Annotated in this window: 26 protein-coding genes; 19 read left to right on the top strand and 7 right to left on the bottom strand. The window is 42.2% G+C overall.

Features of this window, described 5'->3' with window-relative positions:
- Positions 1–181 precede the first annotated feature (181 nt).
- Together H6G97_RS03305 and H6G97_RS03300 are read left to right on the top strand one after the other, a co-directional pair.
- The gene (locus H6G97_RS03305) at positions 182–895 is read left to right on the top strand and encodes a conjugal transfer protein TrbI (protein WP_190939288.1); all 714 of its coding nucleotides are present in this window, start codon (positions 182–184) and stop codon (positions 893–895) included.
- Between the two features lie 475 nt (positions 896–1,370).
- Positions 1,371–2,612 (top strand): S-layer homology domain-containing protein, encoded by a 1,242-nt coding sequence (locus tag H6G97_RS03300; protein WP_190939287.1) that lies wholly within the window; start codon positions 1,371–1,373, stop codon positions 2,610–2,612.
- A 47-nt stretch (positions 2,613–2,659) separates the two neighbouring features.
- On the opposite strand, the gene H6G97_RS03295 is transcribed toward H6G97_RS03300, so the two are convergent.
- On the bottom strand, positions 2,660–4,009 hold the full coding sequence (locus tag H6G97_RS03295; RefSeq protein WP_190939286.1) for a sensor histidine kinase: 1,350 nt from the start codon (positions 4,007–4,009) through the stop codon (positions 2,660–2,662).
- Between the two features lie 285 nt (positions 4,010–4,294).
- On the opposite strand from H6G97_RS03295, the gene H6G97_RS03290 reads away from it, so the two are divergent.
- Positions 4,295–4,612 carry a DUF3155 domain-containing protein gene (locus H6G97_RS03290; RefSeq protein WP_190939368.1) on the top strand — a complete coding sequence of 106 codons (318 nt, stop codon included), beginning with the start codon at positions 4,295–4,297 and terminating at the stop codon, positions 4,610–4,612.
- A gap of 450 nt (positions 4,613–5,062) precedes the next feature.
- Here H6G97_RS03290 and H6G97_RS03285 read toward each other — a convergent pair whose 3' ends face one another.
- Positions 5,063–5,593, bottom strand: coding sequence for a cofactor assembly of complex C subunit B (locus H6G97_RS03285; protein ID WP_190939285.1), 531 nt, complete (start codon positions 5,591–5,593; stop codon positions 5,063–5,065).
- A gap of 52 nt (positions 5,594–5,645) precedes the next feature.
- Positions 5,646–5,993 (bottom strand): PadR family transcriptional regulator, encoded by a 348-nt coding sequence (locus H6G97_RS03280; RefSeq protein ID WP_190939284.1) that lies wholly within the window; start codon positions 5,991–5,993, stop codon positions 5,646–5,648.
- An 801-nt stretch (positions 5,994–6,794) separates the two neighbouring features.
- Here H6G97_RS03280 and H6G97_RS03275 point away from each other — a divergent pair.
- The 5 genes from H6G97_RS03275 (at position 6,795) to rpsN (ending at position 11,104) form a co-directional block, all read left to right on the top strand.
- Positions 6,795–7,370, top strand: a complete 576-nt coding sequence (locus tag H6G97_RS03275) for a DUF3611 family protein (RefSeq protein WP_190939283.1) — start codon at positions 6,795–6,797, stop codon at positions 7,368–7,370.
- Positions 7,371–7,517: 147 nt separating this feature from the next.
- Entirely contained in the window at positions 7,518–8,798 is a 1,281-nt protein-coding gene (gene serS, locus H6G97_RS03270) for a serine--tRNA ligase (RefSeq protein WP_190939282.1), read from the top strand.
- Positions 8,799–8,950: 152 nt separating this feature from the next.
- Positions 8,951–10,051: an RIP metalloprotease RseP gene (rseP, locus tag H6G97_RS03265; RefSeq protein ID WP_190939281.1), complete on the top strand. Its 1,101-nt coding sequence runs from the start codon at positions 8,951–8,953 to the stop codon at positions 10,049–10,051.
- Positions 10,027–10,725, top strand: a complete 699-nt coding sequence (nth, locus tag H6G97_RS03260) for an endonuclease III (RefSeq protein ID WP_190939280.1) — start codon at positions 10,027–10,029, stop codon at positions 10,723–10,725. The genes rseP and nth overlap by 25 nt, the downstream gene beginning before the upstream one ends.
- Before the next feature lie 76 nt (positions 10,726–10,801).
- A complete protein-coding gene (gene rpsN / locus H6G97_RS03255; RefSeq protein WP_190939279.1) occupies positions 10,802–11,104 on the top strand; it encodes a 30S ribosomal protein S14 in 303 nt (100 codons plus the stop codon).
- A gap of 55 nt (positions 11,105–11,159) precedes the next feature.
- On the opposite strand, the gene H6G97_RS03250 is transcribed toward rpsN, so the two are convergent.
- Positions 11,160–11,489, bottom strand: a complete 330-nt coding sequence (locus H6G97_RS03250) for a hypothetical protein (protein ID WP_012410384.1) — start codon at positions 11,487–11,489, stop codon at positions 11,160–11,162.
- A gap of 107 nt (positions 11,490–11,596) precedes the next feature.
- Between H6G97_RS03250 and aat the strand changes: the two genes are divergently transcribed.
- The 11 genes from aat (at position 11,597) to psbM (ending at position 15,883) form a co-directional block, all read left to right on the top strand.
- Positions 11,597–12,172, top strand: a complete 576-nt coding sequence (aat, locus tag H6G97_RS03245) for a leucyl/phenylalanyl-tRNA--protein transferase (RefSeq protein ID WP_190939278.1) — start codon at positions 11,597–11,599, stop codon at positions 12,170–12,172.
- 84 nt (positions 12,173–12,256) lie between these two features.
- Complete coding sequence (locus tag H6G97_RS03240) at positions 12,257–12,430, top strand: hypothetical protein (protein ID WP_190939277.1); 174 nt, start codon at positions 12,257–12,259, stop codon at positions 12,428–12,430.
- 36 nt (positions 12,431–12,466) lie between these two features.
- Entirely contained in the window at positions 12,467–12,691 is a 225-nt protein-coding gene (locus tag H6G97_RS03235) for a type II toxin-antitoxin system HicA family toxin (protein WP_190939276.1), read from the top strand.
- A complete protein-coding gene (locus H6G97_RS03230; protein WP_190939275.1) occupies positions 12,688–12,906 on the top strand; it encodes a type II toxin-antitoxin system HicB family antitoxin in 219 nt (72 codons plus the stop codon). The genes H6G97_RS03235 and H6G97_RS03230 overlap by 4 nt, the downstream gene beginning before the upstream one ends.
- An 80-nt stretch (positions 12,907–12,986) precedes the next feature.
- The gene (locus H6G97_RS03225; protein ID WP_190939274.1) at positions 12,987–13,211 is read left to right on the top strand and encodes a DUF433 domain-containing protein; all 225 of its coding nucleotides are present in this window, start codon (positions 12,987–12,989) and stop codon (positions 13,209–13,211) included.
- Entirely contained in the window at positions 13,208–13,390 is a 183-nt protein-coding gene (locus H6G97_RS52180; protein WP_242054793.1) for a DUF5615 family PIN-like protein, read from the top strand. The genes H6G97_RS03225 and H6G97_RS52180 overlap by 4 nt, the downstream gene beginning before the upstream one ends.
- A complete protein-coding gene (locus H6G97_RS52175; RefSeq protein ID WP_242054792.1) occupies positions 13,377–13,547 on the top strand; it encodes a DUF5615 family PIN-like protein in 171 nt (56 codons plus the stop codon). Before H6G97_RS52180 ends, H6G97_RS52175 begins: the two co-directional genes overlap by 14 nt.
- A 206-nt stretch (positions 13,548–13,753) precedes the next feature.
- Positions 13,754–14,902, top strand: a complete 1,149-nt coding sequence (gene tgt, locus H6G97_RS03215; protein ID WP_190939273.1) for a tRNA guanosine(34) transglycosylase Tgt — start codon at positions 13,754–13,756, stop codon at positions 14,900–14,902.
- Between the two features lie 85 nt (positions 14,903–14,987).
- The gene (locus H6G97_RS03210) at positions 14,988–15,125 is read left to right on the top strand and encodes a photosystem II reaction center protein K (protein WP_006195022.1); all 138 of its coding nucleotides are present in this window, start codon (positions 14,988–14,990) and stop codon (positions 15,123–15,125) included.
- 184 nt (positions 15,126–15,309) lie between these two features.
- Entirely contained in the window at positions 15,310–15,606 is a 297-nt protein-coding gene (locus tag H6G97_RS03205; protein ID WP_190939272.1) for a 2Fe-2S iron-sulfur cluster-binding protein, read from the top strand.
- 160 nt (positions 15,607–15,766) lie between these two features.
- Positions 15,767–15,883: a photosystem II reaction center protein PsbM gene (gene psbM, locus H6G97_RS03200; protein WP_100901506.1), complete on the top strand. Its 117-nt coding sequence runs from the start codon at positions 15,767–15,769 to the stop codon at positions 15,881–15,883.
- A gap of 80 nt (positions 15,884–15,963) precedes the next feature.
- Here the strand turns inward: psbM and H6G97_RS03195 are convergent, their stop codons facing one another.
- From H6G97_RS03195 to H6G97_RS03185, 3 genes are all read right to left on the bottom strand, one after another.
- Positions 15,964–16,815: a universal stress protein gene (locus tag H6G97_RS03195; RefSeq protein ID WP_190939271.1), complete on the bottom strand. Its 852-nt coding sequence runs from the start codon at positions 16,813–16,815 to the stop codon at positions 15,964–15,966.
- 522 nt (positions 16,816–17,337) lie between these two features.
- Positions 17,338–18,909, bottom strand: coding sequence for an alkaline phosphatase D family protein (locus tag H6G97_RS03190; protein ID WP_190939270.1), 1,572 nt, complete (start codon positions 18,907–18,909; stop codon positions 17,338–17,340).
- A gap of 420 nt (positions 18,910–19,329) precedes the next feature.
- The gene (locus H6G97_RS03185) at positions 19,330–20,595 is read right to left on the bottom strand and encodes a glutamate-5-semialdehyde dehydrogenase (RefSeq protein WP_190939269.1); all 1,266 of its coding nucleotides are present in this window, start codon (positions 20,593–20,595) and stop codon (positions 19,330–19,332) included.

The following is a 20,595-nucleotide window of genomic DNA, read 5'->3' as shown; positions in this document are numbered from 1 at the left end:
ATACAAATTCTGAGGGGCTATGTCTACGACGGACTACGCCTAAACGATCGCACACACTTCCTATCATAATAAGTACTTGTATCTTCGGAATACGCTTATAGACAAGTTCAAAAACAGTCAGAAACAAACTCAGTGAATCCTCGTCATTAAATACATCACATACATAAAGGATAACCCTCTTATGACACGCTTACATCAATGGAAATCTGGAACTGCTGCACTTATGGCAATGGCCGTTACTACAAGCGTCATTAGCCCGTTATTGGGCTTGGCTCCTGCTAATGCTCAATACAGAATTGATCAAAACAGAACTGGGCAATACGGAAACGTTACCATTCCTTCTGGGGTCGCTTTTCCTGTCACCTACGAAAAAGAGACAATTACTATTGCTCCTGGAGAAAGTAAATCTCTAACCTTGAGAATAGCCAATGACATTATCGACAGAAATAGAAATGTTTTAATTCCTGCTGGTACTAAAGTAAATGGACGGCTAGAATCTGTTGACTTAGATAGTTATTCAAGAAATACAGATGATAAGAGAAGAAAAGGCGTAAGGTTTGTCGCTCAAGAATTAGAATTTTCTAACGGTCAGCGTCAGTCGATTAATGCAACTTCTCGGACATACACCACAACTCAAAGAGTTTCACAAGGGCCCAGCACAGGTCAGGTTTTAACTGACGCAGCTATTGGTGGCGGTGCTGGTCTTTTAGGTTCACTAATTACTGGCAACAACAGAATTGACGATTTAAAACCTGTTATCGGTGCGGCTGCGGGTGCAGGAGCGAGTGTGCTGTTGCGAAAGAAAGAAGCAAATGTCTTTGTCCTCAGACCTGCACAAGATTTAAGGCTCACACTGAATTCTAACTTGAATTTAGTACCACAATCCCGCTACTAGATTTAACTCTATTCCAGTCGTGACTTTAATCACCCCTGATAGGCGATCGCCACTTTAACTATAGTGTGCGATCGTCTTCATTTTTATCCCTATAAATTTTCTTTTAAATTGTCTTTTTCTGGAACTATTACATCTCTGTATCGTCTTACTCAGTATTGATATTGATTGGAATCCTTGTTTAATTGTACTAACAGGTAATAGGGTGATTTCACTACTAATTTTTCAAGCTATTTATAAAGATTTATAGTAAGCACCAAAGTGGTTAAAAAATAAGTATTAAATTCCTTACTACAAACTTCCTTACCCATAAATTTAGACTTGACATACTACTATTTCGTTTGAAACAGACTTTTGATTATGACTGTATTACTAAAGTAATGGTTTTACTAAATGCAGAAAACTGGGGAACCTAATACTTCAGTAAATGTCTAATTAATTAACAGTAAAAAAATAATTTAACTGGAGTAAAAAAATAATGTTTAACTTAAATCGTTGGCAATCTAGAACAGCTGCACTCATGGCTTTGAGCGTCACAGTCGGTACTGTAGCGCCTTTCATTACAGCTTCGCCATCTTTTGCTCAAACTACTTTTTCTGATGTTTCATCTAACTATTGGGCAGCACAATTTATTCAACAATTGTCACAGCGAGGTGTAATTGCCGGATTTCCTGATGGTAGCTTCCGCCCTGAAGAACCGGTGACACGCGCTCAATTTGCCGCGATGGTCAACAAAGCTTTCCAAAAAGCACAGCAACGATCGCCAATCAGTTTTACTGATGTGCCTAGCAACTATTGGGCATCGGGTGCGATTCAGCAAGCTTATACCATTGGTTTCTTATCAGGATATCCCGGTAATCGCTTTGAGCCTAACCAAGCTATTCCCCGCCAACAGGTTTTAGTTTCCCTTGCCAATGGTCTGGAATATAGTCCCAGGGGCAATACCGAAAGCACTCTGCAATACTTCAACGATGCTTCTAACATCGCTAGCTATGCCCGTAGCCCGATCGCAGCAGCAACTGAAAAGCAAATTGTGGTCAACTATCCTAATGTGAAGTTCCTGAATCCAACTGCAACCGCCACCCGCGCCCAGGTAGCAGCTTTTATCTACCAAGCATTGGTTAGTTCTAATCAAGCCTCGGCAATTAACTCGCCTTATGTTGTGGCTGTTGGGTCTACTACCCCAACACCTGTAGCTGTGACAATTCCTCAAGGGACTGCTATCCCTGTGAAGTATGACAAGGCAGAAAAAATTCTGGTTACAAAGGATGAAACAGCGCCTTTGACATTGACAGTATCCCAAAATGTGGTTACGCAAGACGGATCTGTAGTGATTCCTGCTGGTAGTCAGGTTATTGGTCAACTCAAACCTGCTACAGGCGGTTCTCAATTCATTGCCGAGAAATTAGTTTTGACCGGCGGTCAAGAGTATCAACTGAATGCTAGTTCTGACGTGATTACCAAAACTGAAAGAGTCAACAAGGGTACTAGTACTGGTTCAATCATCCAAAATACTGTATTGGGTGCAGGTGCAGCCGCTGCGGTATCTGCTGTTACAGGCGATCGCGCCATTGCCACAGAAGAAGTCTTGGGTGGTGCTGGTATTGGTGCGTTGGTTGGTCTCTTCTTCGGCAGAAATAGCGTTGACTTAATCGCTATTGACCCAGATACCGATTTACAAATGACCATCAATCAAAACTTGTTGGTTTCACTAAGATAGTCATTGGTCATTGGTCATTAGTATTTACAAAGGACAAATAACAAATTCTAAACTTCTGGCAACCAAATAATAAACGTAGTTCCCGGCGCATCGGGTGAAGTTAGCTTAGAGTTAATTGCAGGGCTGAAAACCTCGATTTCGCCCTGCATTTGCTCTATTAATTGTTTAGCGATCGCTAGCCCCAAACCTGTACCGGGGATTTCTGTTTGCGCTTGTACACCCCGATAGTGCCGTTCTCCAAGATGTTCTAAATCTTGGGGTGGAATCCCAGGCCCATTATCACTGATGACAATTCCCTGAAAATTCCCTTTTTCTTGCCCCGCCTGAATCAAAATTTTGCCCCCAGTGGGAGTATATTTCAAAGCATTATCGATGATATTAGTTAAGACCTCTCGTAATGCTTTGACGTTGGCACGCACTAGGGATGAATTCTGTTGAATTTCAGTTATTAGTTTTAGCTTTCGCTCTTGGGCGATCGCTTTGGCTGATATTAATAATGGTTCTAATATATCTGCTAGAGAGCAGTCAACTGCTTTATCTCCCGTTCCTGGCAATAATAGCAGCGGTTTAGCGTCTTTTTGGATGGTTGCTTCTACAAATACTTCATCTTCCGCCAAATGTAGTGGCGCTAAATCTGCTTCAGTCAAGTCAATTACTTGCTCAAATTGTTGTAGCAATTCTTGAAGGCGATCGCTTTCCCGCACAATACTATTTGCTACATCGCGGTTAGCGTCTGCTGGCCGTAGTCGTTTTAATAGCAGTTTGCCAAAAGTCCGCAACGCCGTTAATGGGTTACGAAACTGATGCAACAGGTTATCTAGCAAATCCCGCTGTTTTTCTTGAAGAATTTGTTGCTCATGCAACTGCTGCTCAACCCATGCTCGGCGTTGATCTAAAATACAAGCGATCGCTAATGTTTGAGCTATCTGTTGAATCTGACTTTGCTCGTGTTCATTCCATGCCCGGTCTTGCCTACCTGTCACCAGCAACCCCATCATCACACCCTCATAAATCAGAGGTAAAACAACTTGGTTGCCACTAAGTAAGTATTCCTCTTTTAGATGGGGTGGAGACGAATCTGGTGTCTCAGACTCCCCTGACGAGCTTGGAGATTCTGAACCTGCTGTCAATAACCTTCTCTGATGATTGGGTAATATAAACGCATTTCCAACTTGAAGCTGCTTGTATGCTGTCCCCTCAGCATTTTCCTCTCCTGGCGATAATAATGCTGTTTCCGGGTAAATCACCACAGGAATAAGCTTTGCATCGCTTGAAGGAGTTTCTACCAATTCTTGTGTCAGGTACACAATACTTAAAGTTGCTCCCAGCCCTTGGGTTAGTAGCGCTATTTGCTCTCGACACAGAGCAAGAAAATCGGAACTGGAAGACATTAACATTTTTTAGCTCTTGCTCAAGATTATAGATTTTGAGGCATGATGTAAGAGAGGATACTTAATTTTTACCTCACTCATGTAATAAAGCTTAACTAAAATTTTCTTAGAGATGGTTTCTACTAGGGGATTATATTTTTAGGTGACTTTATTTTTTCTATGTTCAAACATATTAACTTTCTTATCTTAAAAGGTTAAAAACTATTGATATTTTGAACTAGAACCTATATAATGACGACGGATTTTGTAGCTATCACTACAATCTATAGCTTGAAAGAGGAGGACAATAGATTGGCAAGGAGACGCAAAAGGAAGAGTCGTCGTCGTCAGGAAGGACGGCGCATTTTGGAGCATGTACCTCAATATAGCATTGAGAGTGGCGAAGAAAAGCCTGTGACAGCAGCGAGAAGATTCATTCAAGCTGAAGGGATTTTGCCACCGGCTTTACTACTCGTAAAGCGAAATGAACACACCACAGATCGTTATTTCTGGGCAGAAAAGGGACTGTTTGGTGCTCAATACGTAGAGGAAAACCATTTCTTGTTTCCTAGCTTGAGGGTGTTAGAACCTTCACCAGGTCAAGAATCTCTTGCCTTAGCTAGTCGATGAACCATAAATGGTCATCTTAGGCATTGAATGTGGCTCCTGACTATTATTAACTGGCAAAATTGCTAAGTTTATGCAAAATTTAATTTTTTTTTAGTTTGTAGCTGATTTGCCAGTAAATCTAGTCCAGGTAGTTGGAAAGTAAACCTGTCTCAAACCACGCTAGATTGCATGGGTTGATACTATTTTGATGATGCAGAAGGGAATGGGTATAGAGCCAAGTGCTTCAAAAAGCGCTAGTGAAGTTGCGCTCTTATGCCGTAGATGGTTAAGCAAGCTCTGTCAATGAATTTAAGTTAATGAATTTAAATTTTTTCCCCATGACTTGTGTCGTGGGGAAAACTGACAAAGCAGCCGTCTTGATGTCCTCCTTCCTACTTTCCATTGCCTAAAGAGTAGGTCAGGTCAGAAGTTTGCATATCATAGTTAAGAGATGGTCACAAAAAGCAACAATTATTTCCCAGGCTTTAGCTGTAGAGTCCTCTGCAACTCACTGAGTTCATCTCGATGGGCAACTACGGTTATCTTACTTGAGAGGGTTTGTTCGCTCTGAGTTGTTTCTACTTTGAGCGACACCTTCTCAAGCCTTCCAGATTTTTTCCAATAAAATAGACCACTTAAAGGCGATAGCAGCACCATAGCCAGAACAAGGGTACTGAAGCTAGGAAAAAGCAGGGATACTACCAGAGATAGACAAACAATCCCGGTAGCTGCCAATAAAGTTAGAAATATAGCTAAGAACCAGCTGGGGCGAACATTACCTTCAAAAGTCACCTGGTTTTGTTCTCGGTCTACCGCTGCCACTCGGTAAGACCGCGATCGAAAATACTCTTTTAATTGAGACATTAAAGCAGCTTCGTCTTGCTCAGATATCAGTTGCGCTATTTCAGTGCGGTCTTTAGTCGAGGCACGAATAAAGAAAAACAGCCCAACCGATAACAACAAGGTTAGCAGGAACGTAGATGGCAGAATAGCAGTATCCATAACTAATTGTTAGTGTTTGACTGTAGGAGACTTATTCATTATCAATTATTTGTTACTTTGTCCTCCTGTTAATGTAGTTTTGCCAAAGAAAAGCTAGGTCATGAGCTTGAACTTGCCATTCGGGAGAAACTTGGTACATCCGCCTGGGGCGTCCCCGTCCTTCGAGTTTCTTCCAATATCCAGTGATTGCCCCTTGGTCTTCCAGAAATTTGATTGCACTATAAAGCACGGTATCTGAAAGCCGATAAATGGGATATTCAGTTTCTAATTGCTCGATCAACTCGGTTCCGTAGGATTCACCTTGTAATAAAACAGACAGTATGTAACAAACTGCTAGTTCCTGACAAAGGTAAGTTGGCGGAGGATTTTCAAAGAATTGATATATATCCTCAAGTTTCATGGTTAATGAATGGCTAAAAAAATGCCTTAGGGTAAGGTCTATAATCCTTATAGCCAGTATACAGTGCTACTGCTAAGTGAGTAATACATATAAAGCTACTTAGACTAGATATCCATTGCGTAAACACCAAATAATTATCCACGCCTGTGAAGTTGTGGGACGAGTTTGCGGGTTTTAAGGGCACACAATAATGTACTCTACTCAAGCTCGATACGGTGTAGTGAGAAGCAAAAAGACAGTGGAGAAGTCACGATCTTAGTATTAAGTGATGCCAAACTAGTTAGAACTGCTTAAGCAATAAAATGCCATCGAAGAAATTTTACAGGTAAAATGCTATTTTGTCTGTAAAAGTTAATAAACACTTTGTTTTACAGTGATTTTCCCCATGCAAATTCTCAAAGCTTACGCTAAGGGATATGTCTGGGTTAAAGCTACTACGGCAGTGAAAACACTTAAGCAGTCACCATTACTGATTTCCTCCATCAGAGAATCTCTTGTCTCTTATGGCAATTGTGATAGTAAATTTATCAAAGAAGACCTAAAGGAGGGGGAAAGAAAACCTAACTTTTCACGTTATATGGAAAAGCTAACGATTAACCTAACCCCCTAACCTCCTTTCCGTCACGGGAAAGGGGAAAATTCAAAGTCTTTCTCTTAGAAGGAGAAGAGATTTAGACAAAGGTTTTCTATATACCGTGAAAAGTTAGAAAGAAGACCGAAAGACCTCGGAAAAGAACTCTCCGTGTCTTTACGTCCTCTTCCGTGCCCCTTAATCAAGCGCCCAGCAAATTGGTGATCACTATGTCACAAACCCCCGATGCCCCATCATCTTCCTCAACTCTCCGGGCAATTGCCCAAATATTTCGTCTCTTAGGTTGGAGTAGCTTCTGGACTCAGTTAGCTTTAGGTGTAGTTTCTGGCGTAATTTTGCTGGCTAACAGCCTTTTTGGTCGGAATATTGGTAGTACTAATAATGCAGGAACAGGTTTTGGTGTCTTATTAGAAGTTTGTGGACTTTTGGCATTGGGTGGAGGCATTTATTTAGCTTACCGTTACACCAGAATTGGCAATCAACTCCAATCCTCTAATCCCAGCAACCGCCCCCGGAAAAGTGAGACTGTACAAGTGTTACGCTTAGGATTATGGGTGAATTTGGCGGGAATATTGTTAACTCTATTAGGGGCGCAAGCAATTGTAGGTAGTTTTACCCTTAGGGCTTTGTCTCAAGGTCAATTGATATTTTCTGCCCAAGCTAATCAAGCGATTATCAGTGGTTTAGATATGTTTGTGGTTTTAGCAAATATCCAGACATTACAAGCCCACTTTGCTGGACTGTTAGCATCACTTTGGCTACTCAATCGCATTAGCCGACCTTAGTTTAGGAATCAAAAGTCAAGAATTAGGAGGTTGTTCTTCTTTTCTTGTCTCCCTTATCCCCCTCTTTTGACTTGGGTACATAATTGGCTATATGCTGCTGAGATGTTGACAGGTAGATAATAATAGGCTAAAAACTGAGAAAAATTTGTGCTGGATATCAAGCAAATACGGGAAAATCCGCAATTAGTTCAAGAACGATTGAATAGTCGTAGTGGTAAATATGACATTGAACCGATATTACAGTTAGATCGGCAACAACGGGAACTTGAGGGGACGCGTAGTCAACTCCAAGCCCGTAGCAACGAAATCGGTAAAATTGTCGGGCAGAAGATTAAATCTGGGATGAATCCTCAAGACCCAGAAATTCAAGCTTTGCGGGATGAAGGTAACTCTGTCAAAGCTACGTTGAGTGAACTGGAACCCCAGGAAAAAGACCTCAAAGCTGAAATTGCCCAACTTGTGTTGGCACTTCCCAATTTGCCCAGCGACTCTACACCCCTTGGTAAAAATGAGGAAGATAACGTAGAAGTGCGGCGTTGGGGTGATGAGTACATTCCCCAAAATCCGAATATTCTTCCTCACTGGGAAATTGGCGAAAAGCTAGGTATTCTCAATGTTGAACGAGCTGTAAAAGTTGCCCAAAGTCGCTTTGTGACATTGATAGGTGCTGGTGCGGCATTGGAGAGGGCATTAATTCAATTTATGCTGTCTCTCCATACTCAAGCGGGTTATGTGGAAGTCAGTCCGCCTCTGTTAGTTAATACCGAGTCTTTGACAGCTACCGGTCAGTTACCCAAGTTTGCTGAAGAAAGCTTTAAATGTGCTGATGATGACTTGTGGCTGATTCCTACGGCAGAGGTTCCAGTTACAAATCTCTACCGGGGTGAAATTCTCGCTGCTGAAAACTTGCCTATTTACCACTGTGCTTTTACTCCCTGTTTTCGCCGCGAAGCTGGTAGCTATGGGCGCGATATGCGGGGATTAATTCGCCTGCATCAATTTAACAAGGTGGAGATGGTGAAATTTGTCGAACCCAGTAAATCTTTTGATGAACTGGAGAAATTGGTAGGGAATGCAGAAGCAATCTTACAGGCGTTGAAGTTACCTTACCGAGTAGTCAATTTAAGTACTGGAGATTTGGGATTTGCCTCTACCAAAACTTATGATTTAGAGGTTTGGTTGCCCTCTTCTGGCAAATACCGCGAAATTTCTAGCTGTTCCAATACTATAGATTTCCAGGCGCGACGGGCTGATATTCGCTTCAAAGAGGCGGGGAAGAAAGGCACTCAGTTCGTACATACCCTCAATGGTTCGGGTTTGGCTGTGGGACGGACTATGGCAGCAATTTTGGAGAATTATCAACAACCGGATGGGACAGTGAGGATACCAGAAGCCCTGCAACCTTACTTGGGGCGTGAAGTTTTATAATTTGTCATTAGTCATTTGTCCTTTGTTATTTACCAATGACTAATACCCAATACCCAATGACCAATGACCAATGACCAATGACTAATACCCAATACCCAATGCCCAATTAGAATGGAGATAACTATAGCTTAATATCTTCACTAATTTACTCTATGTCAGTTTTAGCAGCGATCGCAGTTTTGGCTGTTTTGATCTTGGTACACGAGTTGGGACATTTTGTTGCAGCCCGTTCTCAAGGCATTCTCGTTAATCGTTTTTCTTTGGGTTTTGGCCCAGTTCTTCTTAAGTATCAAGGAAAGCAGACCGAATATGCTGTCCGCGCCTTTCCTTTGGGCGGCTTTGTGGGCTTTCCCGATGATGACCCCGATAGCGATGTTCCACCCAATGACCCGAATCTGCTGCGTAACCGTCCAGTTTTAGACAGGGCGATCGTTATCAGTGCTGGAGTGATCGCAAATTTAATATTTGCCTATTTAGTGTTGGTTCTGCAATTGGGTATCGTCGGCATTCCCAAGGAATTAAACTATAAAGCTGGTGTCGCCGTACAGCCTGTTAATCAGGAATCTGTTGCCTATCAAGCAGGAATTCGGGAAGGAGATATTATTCTGGCTGTTAACGGTCAAGAACTCCCGGCTTCTGATAAGTCAACTCCTTTGCTGACAAAAGAAATTCAAACTCATCCCAATCAGCAAATCGAACTGAAAATTCTGCGTGACAACCAACAACAAACTCTGAAATTAACGCCAAAATTGGGAGCCGATGGCAAAGGTGTAGTTGGTGTGGCACTAAGCCCAAATGCTACAGCAGTTTATCGCCGTCCTAATAGTCCTTTTGAAATTTTCGGCATTGCTGCTAACAGATTTCAACAATTATTTGTTGGGACATTAAGCGGTTTTGGCCAGTTAATTACCAACTTTCAACAAACTGCTGGACAAGTTTCTGGGCCGGTTAATATTGTCAAAATAGGTGCAAAATTAGCTGAAGATAATAGCGCAAATCTGTTGTCTTTTGCCGCAATTATCAGCATTAACTTGGCTATTATCAACATTTTACCCTTACCCGCTTTGGATGGCGGACAACTTGCTTTTCTGCTGATTGAAGGTTTACGCGGTAAGCCTGTACCCGCCCGCATTCAAGAAGGTGTAATGCAAACGGGTTTGGTGTTACTCTTAGGCTTAGGAATTTTTCTAATAGTCAAAGAAACTACTCAATTAACTAGCCAATTGGAATGGGTACAAAAATTATTCCAGTGAAAATAGGGAGTGGGGAAAAGAAACTTTTAACTTTAAAGGAGCGATCGCTAGAAATTTTAGCTCGTCTGAAGCGTCTTTATCCAGATGCTACTTGCTCTTTAAATTACTCAACACCAGTACAATTGTTGGTGGCAACAATTCTCTCTGCTCAATGTACTGATGAGCGGGTGAATAAAGTCACACCAGCTTTATTCGATAGATTTCCTGATGCTGAGAGTTTAGCGATCGCTGACTTAGTAGAGTTAGAAAACTTGGTGCGTTCAACTGGATTTTATCGCAATAAAGCCAAAAACATTCAAGCCGCCTGTAGGATGATTGTGACTGAGTTTAACTCTGTTGTCCCCAACCAAATGGAACAGTTGTTAAAGCTTCCAGGTGTGGCGCGGAAAACAGCAAACGTAGTCTTGGGTCATGCTTATGGCATTAATGTTGGAGTGACGGTAGATACTCACGTTAAGCGCCTTAGCGAACGTTTGGGTTTAACTGACCATACAGACCCCGTTCGGATTGAGCAAGATTTAATGGGTTTATTGCCGCAGCCTGATTGGGAAAATTGGTCAATTCGGCTGATTTATCATGGTCGTGCTATTTGTAAAGCACGTTCTCCCGTCTGCATTGCTTGTGAACTTGCTGATTTATGTCCTGCTGCGAATAAACCAGTGGTTGTAGGGTAAGCGACACAAGTAACCCCAGAATTGATGGAGAGACTGTAGAATGGAAAACGGTGTCTTTAAATAAGTTAGAGAATATATGGCAAAAAAGAGCATGATTGAGCGCGAGAAAAAGCGCACCAAATTGATAGAAAAGTATGCTGACAAACGGGAAGCTCTTTTAGAAGAGTTCAGAAGTGCAGCATCTCCTCTAGATAAATTGGAAATCCACCGGAAGATTCAACAGCTACCCCGGAATAGTGCGCCCACTCGTCACCGCAATCGTTGCTGGTTGACTGGTCGTTCTAGAGGTGTTTACCGCGATTTTGGGTTGTCTCGGAACGTACTGCGAGAATGGGCGCATGAAGGTCTTTTGCCTGGAGTCGTTAAGTCTAGCTGGTAGTCAAGAGTCATTAGTCATTAGTCATTGGTAAATAACAAAGGACTAATGACAAAAATTATTGACCACAACACTTATCAATTCCCAGACTTTCTAAGAGTAGATCGCTGACGGCGTTGGCGATCGCAAACTCTCCATAAAAGCTATTGGAAAAATCATAGGACTGCATCTCTGTGACAATGGCAATTACCAGAGAACCAAGGTCATTTTCTCCTTCCATCCGTTGACGCACAAAAATCTGTGCAGCTCGTTGGGCAATATTTTGGTTGACTGCTTCGGGGATAAATTCTGTATCTAGCCACCGTTGTAGGCGTTCTCGTAACCATTCACCTTCGAGCAACGGATTTTCAGGTGGTGGTAGGGTAATGGGTGGAATTGGTTGAGTCATTTTTTTTATTTTAAACGCAGAGGGACGCGGAGGGAAACGCAGAGGAACGCGGAGGATGATTGATAGGATCAAATGGCGTTTCTCTGGTGTTTTTTTTATATTTATTTATGGAATATGATATCGCGGCTATTGTTGAGGGTTATGCACAAGGCTATTTTCTCATGGCTGATGAGCGCGATCGCCTGAGTTGGTACGGAAGTCGCGATCGGACTTTTATTCCTTTGGATGAACGGTTTCGCTATCCTAAGTCTTTGCAGCGTGTCCTGAATCAAGAGCGTTTTAGTGTGGCTATTAATCGGGACTTTCAAGCGGTGGTGGCTGGGTGTGCTGACAGAGAGACAACTTGGATTTCACCGGAGTTGCAAAAGATTTACTGGCTACTTTACCAGAATGGTTATGCTTTTAGTTTTGAAACTTGGCAGGGTGACGAATTAGCTGGGGGAATTTTAGGGATTGTTATTGGTGGGGCTTTCATTGGCGAGTCGATGTTTTACCGCATTCCTGAAGGCTCGAAGGTAGCGATGGTAAAGTTGGTGGAAAGATTGCGCCAGAGGAAATTTGTGTTTTTCGATGCCCAAATGATGAATCCGCATTTAGAGAGGTTTGGGGCTTATCGGGTTGAGGATGAAGAATATCAAACTTTACTTAAGCAAACGTTGCAACGTCGTTGTTTTTTGGTATAGTTCCGTAAACTTTTTAATGAAGCCTATGTGCTTAGAGAGTATTCCAGCGCTACACATATAAATATAAGTAGCTACAAGTATGGTGTGTTGCATATATTTTTTGACTTTTTATTGCTTCTCAAAGAACGTCTTTCCCGTCGTTTACCAGAATTTATTTTTAAAGGGCGAGTCAATGAAGTAAAACAAAAAATATCTTCTGGCAAGATTCCTAATACAATTGACCTGGATGAAGCGTTAGAAAGGCTTGAGATAGTTTAGTAGTGAGAAAATAAGCTAGAAAAATAGATAACATTCATGCCCAGGAAAATTCGGGAATTAAAAGCTCAGATTGCGCGTGAAGGATTCGTTTATTTGCCTAAGCGTGGCAAAGGTAGTCATGAGCGTTGGCTACATCCTTTGCTCAAAAAAACACTAACAATTCCCGGTAAGGATGGAGATGATGTGCCAATCTATCTAGAAAAACAGTTAGCAAGTTTATTGACTAAACTCCAAGAGTTAAGGGAGGACGAGGATTCATGAATCGATACAGTATGATTCTTCAATGGTCTGATGAAGATCAGCTTTTCCTAATCACTATTCCAGAGTTTGCCGATCGCGTTATTATGCCTTGTACTCATGGCAAAACTCGTGAAGAAGCTATTCGTAATGGCGAAGAAGTGATTGAAATGTACTTGGAAGCTTGGCAAGTAGAAGGTGAATCTATTCCTGAACCTAGCACGCTTCAAATTGCCTGATTACCAAGCAATTCAACGATTGCAACTAAGAAGCGCCTACTTTATATACTGGGTTAAAGACTATTTCCGAGTGAAACCTTATGTCAGACTTACTTGGAAGAATTACAGTTAATTCCAAACAATGTGGTGGTCGTCCCTGTATCCGGGGCATGAGAATTCGAGTATCAGATGTACTCGACGTGTTGGCGGCGGGACTGAGTGCCGAACAAATTTTAGAAGAAATGCCCGATTTAGAAGCGGATGATCTTAAAGCAGCACTTGTGTACGCTTCACGTAAGCTCAATCATCCCGTTTTGGTTGCATGACAATCTGGGTAGATGCACATCTGTCACCCGCAATTGCAACTTGGATCACCACCACATTCGGCATAACCGCATTAGCTTTGCGTGATGTTGGGCTTAGAGATACCGAAGATCCTGAAATTTTTGAGGCAGCAAAGGCTAAAGGAGTCATCTTCATTACCAAGGACAGTGACAAAGCTTGACTTAGTTGATCGTCTTGGAACACCGCCACAAGTTATCTGGTTGATATGTGGCAATACGTCAAATGCCCGATTGAAAGAGATTCTGAATTCAACATTGCCAGAAGCATTAGAGCTTTTGCGATCTGGTGAAGCGTTAGTCGAAATCAGAGAGGATTAACGGTGCAAGCTAACCAAAGCGATCGCAGTCTAACAAACCTACTGCACCGTAATGTAGTTTCGTACTGATTAATCTGCATATCTTAATCACTTCCGCCATTCCAGGTAATAGGGTAGGCTTTTAGTGATTCTGTCTTAATAGTTCTTTAGTTAGTGTTGAAAGTGTTAGTCCTATAGGCAGGCGCATCTTCAAAAATCCAAAATAGCATGAGTGCGAATTTTTCTTTTCAATGTCTTGCTTGCTGTAGCCAAACCAAAGCTAGAGCAGGAGTGTTTTTCACCCCTCACGGTCTTGTCGAAACCCCTAGATTTATGCCAGTAGGAACGCTGGCAAATGTCAAAACTATTACTCCCGCCCAGCTACGAGATACTGGGGCGCAAATGATCTTATCCAATACTTATCATCTTCACCTACAACCAGGGGAAGCAATCGTGGCTGGCGGTGGTGGATTGCACAAATTTATGGGTTGGAATGGACCAATGCTCACAGATTCGGGTGGGTTTCAGGTCTTCAGCTTAAGTGAGATGCGAAAAATTACTGAAGAAGGTGTAACGTTTCGCTCACCCCATGATGGACGAATTATTAATTTGACACCAGAGCGTTCCATTGAGATTCAAAATACTTTGGGGGCCGATGTAATTATGGCCTTTGATGAGTGTCCACCCTACCCAGCAACTCGCCAAGAGGTTGAAACTGCAACTGAGCGCACTTATCGCTGGTTAGAACGCTGCATAACGGCTCATCAACGCAGTGAACAGGCGTTGTTTGGAATAGTACAGGGAGGCGTATATTTGGATTTGCGCTGCCGTGCGGCGGAAGCTTTGGCTAAGTTGGATTTGCCCGGATATGCCATTGGTGGCGTAAGTGTGGGAGAACCGCCTGAAATGATGGCTGAGATTGTGAAAGTGACAGCACCGCTTCTACCGCCTGAAAAGCCGCGTTATTTGATGGGTGTCGGTACTTATCGAGAAATGGCGATCGCGATCGCATCTGGTGTAGATTTATTTGATTGCGTAATTCCCACTCGTTGGGCGAGACATGGGACGGCAATAGTCCAGGGCGGACGCTGGAATTTAAAAAATGCTAAGTTTCGTGAAGATTTTACGCCATTAGATGAAACTTGTCCTTGCTACACTTGCCAAAATTTTAGCCGGGCTTACGTATCTCATTTAGTGCGATCGCAAGAAATTTTGGCTTATACCTTGTTGAGCATTCACAACATTACCGAACTAATTCGCTTTACGCAGCAGATTAGAGAAGCAATATTAAGCGATCGCTTTGTTACAGAATTTGGTCACTGGCTAAACTCATCTGAATCAGTACCAGATGAAGAGGAAATTACAAATGACAAATAACTATTGACCAATGACCAAGACTCAAACCATGTTAAGATATTTCTCAATTATGAACGCTGTGTTGGATAGTTGGATTTAAACAAACATGGAAGCAGCACTTTTATTAGCAAAACTGCCTGAAGCATACCAAATCTTTGATCCTTTGGTGGACGTTCTCCCAGTCATTCCCGTATTCTTCTTGTTGCTTGCTTTCGTTTGGCAAGCAGCCGTGGGATTTAGGTAAGTTAATCTATTTTTCAATTTATAGGACAGGTAATATACCTGTTCTATTTTTTTGCGGGACTATATTTTATAAATTAATATTTATTAATATTTTGTAATGATTTAATATAATAAATAAGATGTGAATCAAGCCATGTCAATATAAAGCCTTGAAAGCCAAGCTTAGAGTCAAGGAGGAATCGGTTATGGGTAATATCAAATTCGTTAAAGAGAATAAAGAAGTAGTGGCGGCAGATGGTGCCAATCTCCGGCTCAAAGCGATGCAAAATGACATTGATATATATAAGTTCATTGGCAAGATGACCAATTGCGGTGGTAATGGTCAGTGTGGTACTTGCGTTGTCGAGATAGTCGAAGGACTAGAAAATCTTTCCCCCCGCACAGATGTAGAAAATCGCAAATTCAAAAAAAAGCCGGAAAATTACCGCCTTGCCTGTCAAACTTTAGTTAATGGCTCAGTCAGTGTAGTCACCAAGCCTTAAGTTGTTAAATCTGCCACTGCTTCAATTTGTATCCAGTCAGTAGTCAAAATACTTACCAAAGTAGAGTTTCCTGATTTTGAATTTTGAATTGGTATAACTCTGTCATCGATAATGCTATCCTAATCTTGTTGACTGGAAATTTAAGAGAGGTTTTCTTGCCATGCAAGTTAATGACCTGGGGTTCGTAGCGAGCATTTTGTTCGTACTAGTCCCCACTGTGTTTTTACTAATTCTTTACATCCAAACTGCTAGCCGCGAAGGTGGAAAAGATAATTAAGAGTTTGTGTATCAAATAAAGAACCCCTACACTACTGGTGCAGGGGTTTTTATTTATCAACCACTAACTCTATTTTGACTTTAAGCGATCGTCCGCGCCAACAATACCGGGCAAGTAGCATTGACTCGAACATAGTCAGACAAGGAAGAACCAATAAGTCGGTCTATATCAACAAAACTCTTAGCGATGGATGGACGACGATCTGGAGAACCAAGCAATAATAAGTCTATATTCAACTCCTCTGCCAACCGACAAATTTCTTCACCAGGTTTCCCACTACTGATATAACAACGAGATTGGATGCCCTGGTTTTTAGCTTCTGCAACTGCGGCTGCCAAAACTGGATTTTTATCTGAACTAACTTCAGTTATTTCAGATTTTTTTCCGCCTAAATTTGTGGCAACATTTGCCAAAATTAACTCACCACCCTGAATATCTCGCAGTAAAAACAGTGCCAACTTCAAGCAGTTTTTTGCTGACTCAGAGTTGTCTATTGCCACCATAATGCGCTTAATTCTTTTGACATAAATATCATCTTTTACCAGCAACATTGGGCGAGAAGATAGCTGGAAAACATACTGACTGACTGAGTTTGATAAAATGGATTGTAGCCGCTTCAGTCCGCGTGAACCCATAATAATCAAGTCAGCGTCGATTTCATCAGCTACTTGGCAAACAACATCTTTCGGGTCGCCTTCGCGCAAAATTGAAGAAACCTGGCTAGGATCTAAATTCAAAGTTTGAATGGCATTAGCTAAAATTTTACCGCCATTTTCCCATTTAGCTGTCATGGTAGCAGCAGTATTTTGTGCTTGAACAACATGCAAAATTGTTATTTTTGCAGATTGAATTGAAGGAATTTGTCTCAGGGTTTTGAGCATTTCTTCTGCATGTCCCAATCCCGATACAGCCAGCAAAATTTTTTCTATCATTTTACGTGATTGTTGTTAAATTTACTTTAGTTGTCGCTGTTATTACTTGGCTAAGGTCAGATTTCTACTGCCTTGCTCAACAACCTAGTTAGTAACTTGGCACAAATAAACTTTCTTTTTTAGTATTTAACACTCAAACAAATGACAAAGTACAAAAAGCTCAACAAATGTTTAAGTTCATTTGCACCTATTTACTTAAAAATGATCAACTAGACTTGAATTATTAAGCATAGTCTCAATTTAGCTTGGATAACTTAATCAATTATGATGTTAGTTATCATTTTTTATCTATATTCACTTTTTTTAATTAGAAGTTAGTTAAGTATTGCAAAGAAATGCCAAAATAACTCTTCAAAAAGATTTATTTACTGTAAGCCGATACGCTTGGATTAAGGAAATTTATTTGTTGAGGTACTATAAAGACCTCTCCCTGGTTTTACTATGTAAAACCGTCCCTCTCCGAGTCGGAGAGGGAGAGAATTGAACTTTAGTTGGACTCAGGGAGGGTTTATCGAACTTCCCTTAACTTAGATGCGCTCCTGGTTGTCCGTTTTGGACTACAAAAGAAGCTAGGGTTTTGATAGAGGCATTCAAGTCAATAATGCTTGATACAACACGGTAGTCAGTTTGCCAGCGTTGTGGGGTAAGGTTGCACCGGACGTATCCCCGGAAGGCTCCATCAAAAAACTTAGTATGGGGATTGTTGGGTAGGGAAGCTTGAACTGGAGCGATGAATTGTGTGGGAAAGTCAGAGGTAATTGAGGTTCCTACGAACTCAGTGCCTACCGTAGGTGAGTTTGGGTTATTAAAATCAAGCTTCAAATCATGTACCCAACTAGAATGGATGTCTCCAGTAATCACCACTGGATTAGAAGGTTGGCGCTGGTTTAGAAAACTCAAGAGCCGATTACGTTCAGCCACGTAGCCGTCCCATTGATCTAAATTGAAGACACCCGAACCTGGACTACCATTAAAATTGTACTCGGCTAGCATAGTTTGTTGAGCAATCACATTCCAGCGCGATCGCGACTGATCTAACCCTTTTCGTAACCACTGCTCTTGTTCTGAACCAGTCATGGTAGCATTTGTATCAAAAGCTTCAGGACAGCGAGGTTTAAGTCCGTCATCACAAGGTTGGTTAGTGCGGTATTGCCTCGTGTCTAGTAGATTGAACTCAGCCAAATTACCGAAAGTGAACCGTCGATAAAGCAGCATATCTGGGCCGTTAGGCAATGAAAACCGACGCAGAGGCATATGTTCGTAGTAAGCCTGGTACGCGTTAGCTCGCCGTTTCCTAAAAGCTTCTTGGGTTTGGTTATCTTCGGGGATTAAGTTGGCGTAGTTGTTATCAACTTCATGATCATCCCAAGTGACAATCCAGGGAAAAGCAGCATGAGCAGCTTGGAGATTCGGGTCAGTTTTGTATAGGGCGTGGCGATCGCGGTAGTCTGTAAGAGTGATGATTTCTGGACTATTATGCTGACGGGGCCCACCGGGTTGTGGCCCGTATTCGTAAATATAATCACCCAGATGAACCACAAGATCGAGGTCTTCCTCAGCCAAATGCCGATAAGCCGTATAGTAGCCATTTTGCCAGTCTTGACAAGAGACAAAAGCAAAATTCAGTTGTGAGATAGAACCATAAAATGCTGGTGCTGTGCGAGTTCGTCCAATGGGGCTAACTTCCCTACCTGCTTGAAATTGATACCAATACCAACGGTCAGGGTCTAGTCCACGGACATCAACGTGAACTGAGTGACCTAACTCTGGTGTCGCTAGCACTGTTCCTCGCCGCACCACCTGCCTCATGTTTTCATCAAGGGCAACTTGCCACCGCACTGGCACATTTACAAGTGGCATTCCACCTCCAGAGAGGGGATTTGGAGCCAGTCGTGTCCAGATAACAACACCATCCGGCAAAGGATCGCCAGAGGCAACACCAAGACTGAACGGATAGCCAGAAAACCTTGAATTAGCCAATACTGGATGCCATTGGCTAGCGATTGTTAACCCCGTTAAGAATCCTGCACCCAGCAAAAAATTCCGCCGTCTGCACCGATTTGCTAGCAGGCGCGTAGCATCCATAAGTTCCATATTCACCCCTACCTAGATGTAAATACAGTTGGCATTTAGGAGGGTCATTTGGAAAAAGCACAAACAGTGGCTTGATTTGACTTGTCTCCTAATTACTGCTCAACCAAACACAAGGAGCCTAGCAAACCAGGATCAAGCAGTAATTAAGATTTTGTTAAGTTTAAAATTGGATTGGGGCATTACGAATAAGGGATTAGCCCTTTCAAGGTGACTCGTAAAATATCTTATTTTTTCTCAGCGATCTCTGTGCCTCTGCGGTTTAAAAGTATTTTTTTTAACCACAGAGGCGCAGAGGACACAGAGTATAGAGCTTAAAGAGGAATCTATTTGCCAAAATTTTTACGCACCTTGAAAGGGGTAGTCCTAAACTGGTACTACCTGCATTATCAAACCCTTTTCTAATTACGAGTTACGAATTATTTAAAACCTGCCATTTCCCTGAACAATGTGCTTAACGGTAGTCAAGGTTTCCAGGCTGATAAATCCCCGGCGATGACCTTTTTGGTTAGACATGCCGAGAAACACTGAATCTCCCCGCGAGGGGTTGCGGGAAAAACGCGGAGAAGTATTGATGTAGGTAGAAGCACTGGTCACTCCTAAAGCAAACTGCCGACTTTCTTGGTAAGATTCAGTAACGATAGAGTCAGCATGACCACTGCTGTGTTCATTAATCCAGGCGATCGCAGCTTCTAAGCTATCCACCAATTTAAAAGCTACTGTCCTCGTTAAATAAGGGTTTCCCCATTCGCTCTCCTTCACGAGCTGCAACTGGGGAAAAGCTTCTACTAGTTCTGCATCCCCTTTAATTTCAAAGCCTTTTTCCATCAAGCTGTTCCACAGAACGGCTAAAGATGATGGCAAGGCTTGGCGATGAATAAGTACTTTTTCAATGGCATTAACTTGATCTGGTTCGCTCTGATGGCTATTAAGAATCATCCAGCGCACCATTTCTAAACTGCTATTTAGCGACCAGTAGAGATAACAGTTACCCATCGCTGACTTTAAGACTGGGCAAGTTGACTGTCGTACTACCTGCTGTACCAAACTAGAACGTCCGTAAGGAATCACTAGATTCACGTACTGGTCTTGGGTGATTAAATCCCGAACCGAAGCACCATGTTCTGCTGTAATCAATTCTAGACAGCCAGGAGCTAGACCAACCTGAGCGATCGCACTTTGCAGTACCTCAGCTATGACCGCGTTGGAATGGCTAGCTTCAGTACTGCCTTTGAGAATTATACTATTGCCAGTTTTGATACAAAAACCTGCTGCGATCGCTCCTAAATCTGGAAACGCCTCATAAATAAATCCAATCACTCCCAAGGGCATTAACTGGGTATAACTCTGGGAATCTTCCAGTTGATAATCAGCAGTTCTGACGCGCCGCAGTGGATCTGATAATTCCCCCAACCGTTGCAAAATGTCCACGGTCATCTCTAGCCTTGTGGGAGTCAGCTTCAGCCAGTCCAGTATCAACTCAGGCACTGCCATTTCCCGACTGGCTTCTAAATCCAAGGTATTGGCTTCTAGAATGTCGTCAAATGAGCGCTCAATGGCTTGTGCCATCGCCAGTACTGCACGACTCCGGTCTGCTCCCTTTGTGATCCCCAATTTTAGGGAAGCATGATAGGCGCGTTGGGCACTAGTAATTGGTTCGGGGTAATCATCCAAAACTTCAACAGTCAT

Origin of the sequence: Nostoc flagelliforme FACHB-838, assembly GCF_014698065.1 — a bacterium.
Lineage (GTDB): Bacteria > Cyanobacteriota > Cyanobacteriia > Cyanobacteriales > Nostocaceae > Nostoc > Nostoc flagelliforme_B.
The sequence above is the reverse complement of the archived record's forward strand: the minus strand, read 5'-3'. Positions and strand labels throughout refer to the sequence as shown.